At 70.6% G+C, this 7,175-nt stretch carries 5 protein-coding genes; 1 reads left to right on the top strand and 4 read right to left on the bottom strand.

The features are described 5' to 3' along the window. The 4 genes from opcA to tkt form a co-directional block, all read right to left on the bottom strand. On the bottom strand, positions 1 to 882 hold an 882-nt coding region (opcA, locus tag AAHZ94_RS25150), incomplete at its 3' end, for a glucose-6-phosphate dehydrogenase assembly protein OpcA (RefSeq protein WP_349995432.1). Further along, positions 879 to 2,414 carry a glucose-6-phosphate dehydrogenase gene (zwf, locus tag AAHZ94_RS25145; RefSeq protein ID WP_349995431.1) on the bottom strand — a complete coding sequence of 512 codons (1,536 nt, stop codon included), beginning with the start codon at positions 2,412 to 2,414 and terminating at the stop codon, positions 879 to 881. The genes zwf and opcA, both read right to left, overlap by 4 nt. A gap of 2 nt (positions 2,415 to 2,416) precedes the next feature. Then, positions 2,417 to 3,559, bottom strand: a complete 1,143-nt coding sequence (tal, locus tag AAHZ94_RS25140; protein WP_349995430.1) for a transaldolase — start codon at positions 3,557 to 3,559, stop codon at positions 2,417 to 2,419. 34 nt (positions 3,560 to 3,593) lie between these two features. Beyond that, positions 3,594 to 5,672: a transketolase gene (gene tkt, locus AAHZ94_RS25135; RefSeq protein ID WP_349995429.1), complete on the bottom strand. Its 2,079-nt coding sequence runs from the start codon at positions 5,670 to 5,672 to the stop codon at positions 3,594 to 3,596. A 453-nt stretch (positions 5,673 to 6,125) separates the two neighbouring features. Between tkt and AAHZ94_RS25130 the strand changes: the two genes are divergently transcribed. Then, positions 6,126 to 7,070 (top strand): heme o synthase, encoded by a 945-nt coding sequence (locus AAHZ94_RS25130; protein WP_349995428.1) that lies wholly within the window; start codon positions 6,126 to 6,128, stop codon positions 7,068 to 7,070. Positions 7,071 to 7,175: the final 105 nt, after the last annotated feature.

Below are 7,175 nucleotides of genomic sequence, written 5' to 3'. Positions count from 1 at the left end.
CGTCTCGTCCGGGTCGAGCCGCCGCAGCTCCTCGGCGATCAGCTCCGCGGTCTCCCTGCGGTGCAGCGCCACGTGCCGGTCGGGCTGGCCCGGCATGGCCAGCTCGGCCAGCGAGCCGTCCGCGCGGTCCAGGCAGATCGTGCCGTCGGCGGTCTCCAGGCGCACCGCGGTGAGCCCGGGCCCGTCCGAGACGTGCCGCTCGACCGGCACCCCGAGGCGCTCGGCGAGCCACAGCGCCAGCAGCTCGCTGCTGGGGTTGTACGCCTCGCCGTCGACCGAGGCCGACGTGATCGTGGAGTGCTTCTGGTCGAGCGCCGCGGCCAGCACGCTGCGCCAGGGCGTGATGCGGGTCCAGGCCAGGTCCGTGTCGCCGGGCCGGTACGTCTGGGCCCGCAGCGCGAGGGTGGCCACCGGGTCCTCGGTGGCCTGCGCGTCGGTGATGCGGCGCGCGGCGAGCTGGCCGAGCAGGTCCTCGCTGGGGTGCTCCGGCGCGTCCTCCGGCCACCACACCACGACCGGCGCGTCGGGCAGCAGCAGCGGCAGCACCACGGAGTGGGCGTGGCTCGCCAGCTCCCCGTGCAGGCGCAGCAGCACCGTCTCGCCGGTGCCGCTCTCGCCGCCCACCCGCACCTCGGCGTCCAGCCGCGCGATCTTGCGGTCGCGCGGGGAGCGCCCGGGGCGGCGGATGACGACCAGGATGCGCGAGGGGTGTTCCTTGGACGCCTCGCTCGCGGCCTTGAGCGCGTCGTAGTGGTTGCCCTCGTCGGTGACGATGACCAGGGTGAGTACCATGCCCACGGCCGGTGTTCCGCTGGCCCGGCGCGCCTGCACCAGTGCGGAGTTGATCTGGCTGGACGTGGTGTCCGTGAGATCGATGTTCATGGCCGCCGCCAGCTCCGTCCGTCTCGTGCGAGCATCTCGTCCGCCGCCTTCGGCCCCCATGTCCCGGCGGTGTACTCCTCGGGCCGGCCGTGCCGGTCCCAGTACTCCTCGATCGGGTCGAGGATGCGCCAGGACTCCTCAACTTCCTGGTGCCGCGGGAAGAGGTTGGCGTCCCCGAGCAGCACGTCGAGCAGCAGCCGCTCGTACGCCTCGGGGCTGGACTCGGTGAAGGACTCGCCGTAGGCGAAGTCCATCGTCACGTCGCGGATCTCCATCGAGGTGCCCGGCACCTTGGAGCCGAACCGAATCGTCACGCCCTCGTCCGGCTGCACCCGGATGACCAGGGCGTTCTGCCCCAGCTCCTGGGTGTCGGTGGTGTCGAAGGGGGAGTGCGGGGCGCGCTGGAAGACCACCGCGATCTCGGTGACCCGCCGGCCGAGCCGCTTGCCGGTGCGCAGGTAGAACGGCACGCCCGCCCAGCGGCGGTTGTCGATCCCCAGCTTGATGGCGGCGTAGGTGTCGGTCTTGGACTGCGGGTCGATGCCCTCTTCTTCGAGGTAGCCGCAGACCTCGGTGCCACCCTGCCAGCCGTGCGTGTACTGGCCGCGGACGGTGTGCCGGCCCAGGTCGTTCGGGAGCCGAACGGCCGTGAGCACCTTCAGCTTCTCGGTGACCAGCGCCTTCGCGTCGAAGGAGGCGGGCTCCTCCATGGCGGTCAGCGCCAGCAACTGGAGCAGGTGGTTCTGGATGACGTCCCGGGCCGAGCCGATGCCGTCGTAGTACCCGGCTCGACCGCCGATGCCGATGTCCTCGGCCATGGTGATCTGCACGTGGTCCACGTACGAGCGGTTCCACAGCGGCTCGAACATGGTGTTGGCGAAGCGCAGCGCCAGGATGTTCTGGACCGTCTCCTTGCCCAGGTAGTGGTCGATGCGGAAGACGTCGCTCGGCCGGAAGACCTGGTGGACGACCTGGTTGAGCTCCTGCGCGCTGGCCAGGTCGTGCCCGAAGGGCTTCTCGATGACCGCGCGCCGCCAGGAGTCGCCCTGGCCCTCGGACAGGCCGTGCTTCTTGAGCTGCTGGACGACGGTGGGGAAGAACTTCGGCGGCACCGACAGGTAGAAGGCGAAGTTGCCGCCCGTACCGCGTGCCCCGTCCAGTTCCTCGATGGTGGCCTTGAGCTGCTGGAACGCCTCGTCGTCGGAGAACTCACCGGGGACGAAGCGGAAGCCCTCGGCGAGCTGCTGCCAGACCTCCTCCCGGAACGGGGTCCTGGCGTGCTCCTTCACGGCGTCGTGCACGACCTGCGCGAAGTCCTCGTCCTCCCAGTCGCGCCGGGCGAAGCCGACGAGGGAGAAGCCCGGAGGCAGCAGCCCGCGGTTGGCCAGGTCGTAGACCGCTGGCATCAGCTTTTTACGCGACAGATCGCCCGTGACGCCGAAGATCACCAGGCCCGACGGCCCCGCGATGCGCGGGAGCCGTCGGTCCTGAGCGTCACGCAGCGGATTGTCACTGCGTGCGGGGTCAGACAAGGTCAGTCCTTTGCCGGAGTGAGGCGGTTGAGCTCGGCCTCGGTGGACTTCAGCAGGTCGGTCCAGGCCGCCTCGAACTTCTCGACGCCCTCTTCTTCCAGGACCCGCACCACGTCGTCGTAGCTGACGCCGAGCGCCGCGATGGCGTCCAGGTCGGCCTTGGACTGCGCGTAGGTCGCCCGCACGGTGTCGCCGGTGATCTCACCGCGGTCGGCGGTGGCCTCCAGGGTCGCTTCCGGCATGGTGTTGACCGTGCCGGGGGCGACCAGGTCGTCCACGTACAGCGTGTCCTTGTACGCCGGGTCCTTGACGCCGGTCGAGGCCCACAGCGGACGCTGCCGGTTGGCCTGCGCCTTGTCCAGCGCGGCGTACCGCTCGGAGGGCGCGACCGAGCCGTCCGCCGAGCCGAAGACCTCCTCGTACGCCTGGTAGGCGAGGCGGGCGTTGGCCAGTGCGGCCTTGCCCTTGAGGCCGCCGGCCTCGTCAGTGCCCAGCGCCGCAAGCCGCTTGTCGATCTCGGTGTCGACCCGGGAGACGAAGAACGACGCCACCGAGTGGATCTTCGCCAGGTCGAGCCCGGCGGCCTTCGCCTTCTCCAGGCCCGCCAGGTAGGCGTCCATGACCTCGCGGTAGCGCTCAAGGGAGAAGATCAGCGTGACGTTGACGCTGATGCCGCGGCCGATGGTCTCGGTGATCGCGGGCAGTCCGGCCTTGGTCGCCGGGATCTTGATCAGCGTGTTCGGCCGGTCCACCAGCCAGGCCAACTGCTTGGCCTCGGCGACGGTGGCGTCCGTACGGTGCGCCAGGCGCGGGTCGACCTCGATGGAGACCCGGCCGTCCTGGCCGTCGGTCGCGTCGAAGACCGGGCGCAGGATGTCGGCCGCGTCCCGGACGTCCGCCGTGGTGATCATGCGGACGGCCTCTTCGACCGTGACCCCGCGCACCGCGAGGTCGGCGAGCTGCTGCTCGTACCCGTCGCCGCCCGAGATCGCCTTCTGGAAGATCGACGGGTTGGTGGTCACGCCGACCACGTGCTGCTGGTCGATCAGCTCGGCGAGGTTGCCCGAGGTGATCCGCTTGCGGGACAGGTCGTCGAGCCAGATCGCGACGCCTGCGTCCGAGAGGCGCTTGAGTGCGTCTGTCATGGGAAGTGCCACTCCTCCTAGTCGTATACGGGCGTCAGCGCGCCGCGGCGTCGATCGATTCCCGAGCGGCCTGTACGACCGCCTCGGTGGTGATGCCGAACTCCTGGTAGAGCACCTGGTAGGCGGCCGAGGCGCCGAAGTGCTCAAGGGAGACGACCCGCCCGTGGTCGCCCACGAAGCGGTACCAGGTCAGACCGATGCCGGCCTCGACCGCGACCCGCGCCTTGACGGTCGGGATCAGCACGCTGTCCCGGTACGCCTGGTCCTGCTCGTCGAACCACTCCACCGACGGCATCGACACCACCCGGGTGGGCACGCCGGCGGCCTGGAGCTGCTCGCGCGCCTCGACGGCGAGCTGCACCTCGGAACCGGTGGCGATCAAGATCACCTGGGCCTGCCCGCCCTCGGCCTCGACCAGCACGTAGCCGCCCTTGGCCGCGTTCTCGTTGGCCTCGTAGGTGGGCACGTTCTGCCGGGTCAGGGCCAGGCCGTGCGGCGCCGGCTTGTCGTGGTGGCGGCGCAGCACCTCGCGCCAGGCGATCGCCGTCTCGTTGGCGTCGGCCGGGCGGACCACGTTCAGCCCCGGGATGGCGCGCAGCGCGGCCAGGTGCTCGACCGGCTGGTGGGTCGGACCGTCCTCGCCGAGACCGATGGAGTCGTGCGTCCACACGTAGGTGACCGGCAGCTTCATCAGCGCGGCCAGCCGCACCGCAGGCCGCATGTAGTCGGAGAACACCAGGAAGGTGCCGCCGTAGATCCGCGTGTTGCCGTGCAGCGCGATGCCGTTCATGGTCGAGCCCATGGCGTGCTCGCGGATGCCGAAGTGCACCGTGCGGCCGTACGGGCTCGCCTCCGGCAGCGGGTTGTCCGCCGGCAGGAAGGAGGAGGACGCGTCGATGGTGGTGTTGTTGGAGCCGGCGAGGTCGGCCGAGCCGCCCCACAGCTCGGGGATGACCGCGCCCAGCGCCTTCAGCGTCTCGCCGGACGCCTTGCGGGTGGCCACGTCCTTGCCGGCCGGGAAGGTGGGCAGCGCCTTCTCCCAGCCGGCCGGCAGCTCACCTGCGCTGATCCGGTCGAACTCGGCGGCCCGCTCCGGGTTGGCCTCGCGCCAGCTCAGGAGTTGCTTGTCCCAGTCGCTGTGGGCCGCGCGGCCCCGCTCGATGACCGCGCGGGCGTGCGCGAGCACCGTCTCGTCCACCGCGAAGTGCTGCTCCGGGTCGAAGCCGAGCACCTCCTTGGTGGCCGCGACCTCGGCGGCGCCGAGCGCGGAGCCGTGCGAGGCCTCGGTGTTCTGGGCGTTCGGGGCCGGCCAGGCGATGATCGTGCGGGCCGCGATGATCGACGGCCGCTCCGTCTCGGCCTGCGCCGCCTTCAGCGCCGCGTACAGCGCCTGTACGTCGAAGTCGCCGTTCGGCCCCTGCTCGATGCGCTGCACGTGCCAGCCGTACGCCGCGTACCGCGCGAGCACGTCCTCGGAGAGCGCGGTGGCCGTGTCGCCCTCGATGGAGATGTGGTTGTCGTCGTAGAGCGCGACCAGGTTGCCGAGCTTCTGGTGGCCGGCGAGCGAGGACGCCTCGGCGGAGATGCCCTCCTCCAGGTCGCCGTCGGAGACGATCGCCCAGATGGTGTGGTCGAAGGGGGAGCTGCCCTGCGGCGCGTCCGGGTCGAAGAGTCCGCGCTCGTAGCGGGCGGCCATGGCCATGCCCACCGCGTTCGCGATGCCCTGGCCGAGCGGGCCGGTGGTGGTCTCCACGCCGGTGGTGTGGCCGACCTCGGGGTGGCCGGGGGTCTTGCTGCCCCAGGTGCGGAACGCCTTGAGGTCCTCCAGCTCCAGGCCGTAGCCGTTGAGGAAGAGCTGGACGTAGAGCGTGAGGCTGGTGTGCCCCGGCGAGAGGATGAACCGGTCACGGCCGGTCCAGTTCGCGTCCGAGGGGTCGTGCCGCATCAACTTCTGGAACAACAGGTACGCCGCGGGCGCCAGGCTCATGGCCGTGCCGGGGTGGCCGTTACCGACCTTCTGCACGGCGTCCATGGCCAGGACGCGGGCGGTGTCCACGGCCCGCTGGTCCAGTTCGGTCCACTCAAGATCTGTGGTGGTCGACTTGGTGCTCACCCTGAGTCAGGGCTCCTCTCCACAAGGTCGGATGCCGGTTGAGGGTTTTACGCCGGGCAGGGCCGAGCCTACCCTCGCGACGGTGGTCATCCTTTCGACCGCTGCACCCTGTGGACAGTGCGATGACCGGCTGGCCACACGGGTTCCCCGGGGTGTCGCCCGCCCGTCACGGGCGCCCGCGCCGAGGGCCGCGGCGGACCCTCGACACACCCTCCTCCCACCCTGCCGGTGACGGCGCCCGAGCGCGCGCCGGAACCGCGGTCCGTGCTCGCCCCACCGCCCCCCGAGCACCCCAGGTCGGCCGCCAACACGACCCCACCCCGGCGACGGACGAGGGAGCGGCAACGTCTAGAGTGGCGTGGTACGCGCAAGTCTTTACCGGGTCTTCATGTCCGGTGCTTGCTGGTCTGCCCGCGGCTCACCGCCGCTGATGTCACTAAACCAGGGGTGTGCGTGACGGCCGTCGAATCCCGTCCTGTGGGGTCGCTCTCTACCCAGAGCCACAGTCACCGGCCGTTCGGGGCCCGTGCCAAGGCGTTCCTCGCGCTGACGAAGCCGCGCGTCATCGAGCTGTTGCTGATGACGACCGTTCCGGTGATGTTCCTGGCCGCCGAGGGCGTCCCCGACCTGTGGCTGGTGCTCGCCACCTGCGTGGGCGGCTTCATGTCTGCCGGTGGCGCCGGTGCGTTCAACATGTACATCGACCGGGACATCGACGCCCTGATGGACCGCACCTCGCAGCGGCCCCTGGTCACCGGCATGGTCTCGCCGCGCGAATGCCTGGTCTTCGCGTACGCGCTGACCGTGGTCTCCACGGCCTGGCTGTGGTTCCTGGTCAACCCGCTGTCGTCGATGCTCGCCCTCAGTGCGCTGGTCTTCTACGTCGTCGTCTACACGATGTTGCTCAAACGGCGTACGGCGCAGAACATCGTCTGGGGCGGCATCGCCGGCTGCATGCCGGTGTTCGTCGGCTGGTCGGCCGTGACCAACTCGGTCTCCTGGGCCGGTGCGGTGCTCTTCCTGGTCATCTTCTTCTGGACGCCGCCGCACTACTGGCCGCTGTCGATGAAGGTCAAGGACGACTACGAGCGGGTCGGCGTGCCGATGCTGCCGGTCGTCGCGGGCAACAAGGTCGTGGCCCGCCAGATCGTCCTCTACAGCTGGGTGATGGTCGGCGTGTCGCTTCTGCTGTGGCCGCTCGGCTACACCGGCTGGTTCTACCCGGTGGTCGCCGCCGCGCTCGGCGCCTTCTGGCTCAAGGAGGCGCACGGCCTCCAGACCCGCGCCAAGGCCGGCGTGACCGGCGCCAAGCTCAAGGAGATGCGCCTCTTCCACTGGTCCATCACCTATGTGTCACTGCTCTTCGTGGCCGTGGCCGTGGACCCGTTCCTGCGCTGACCCAGCGCCCGCCGGCGTACGCCGCGGATCAATACGCTGCCGTGGGGGGGGCGGCGCCCCCCCCCCCCCCCCCCCCCCCCCCCCCCGCCCCCCCCCCCCCCCCCC

The organism is Streptomyces sp. HSW2009, assembly GCF_040240285.1.
Classification (GTDB): domain Bacteria; phylum Actinomycetota; class Actinomycetes; order Streptomycetales; family Streptomycetaceae; genus Streptomyces.
The sequence above is the reverse complement of the archived record's forward strand: the minus strand, read 5'-3'. Positions and strand labels throughout refer to the sequence as shown.

Excerpts from the sequence above, each read along its gene's own strand:
- tal (WP_349995430.1), bottom strand. The coding sequence starts at position 3,559 with ATGACAGACGCACTCAAGCGCCTCTCGGACGCAGGCGTCGCGATCTGG.